Here is a 275-nt window from a genome sequence, read left to right on the forward strand (position 1 = left end):
AGAGCTCGGTACGGTACCATCAGGTGCGTATGAGGATGACTTTACCTATCGCGCGGACGATACCTGTCAGGTTACTCTGTATGGTGCATTCCCGGATGGGACTAAAAAAGAGATGTCCAACCTGGCCGTCACGGTGGAAGACGGGAAACCGACAATTAAAGACTCCACCATCTATTCGGCAAAACACCGAACGCCACTGGTGAATGTGGATGGAACGCTTGATGGCCGTTTAACCATGTTCTCACGCCCCCTCCATATAAAAACCCTGCCACGTT

The 275-nt window shown here is 51.3% G+C and carries 1 pseudogene; it reads left to right on the forward strand.

Annotation, left to right across the window (positions count from 1 at the left end):
* Positions 1-275 (forward strand): annotated as a pseudogene (locus BZJ21_RS16515) (glycosyl hydrolase family 26); the annotation flags it as partial.

The sequence above is a fragment of the Salinivibrio costicola subsp. alcaliphilus genome (genome assembly GCF_001996185.1).
Taxonomy (GTDB): domain Bacteria; phylum Pseudomonadota; class Gammaproteobacteria; order Enterobacterales; family Vibrionaceae; genus Salinivibrio; species Salinivibrio costicola.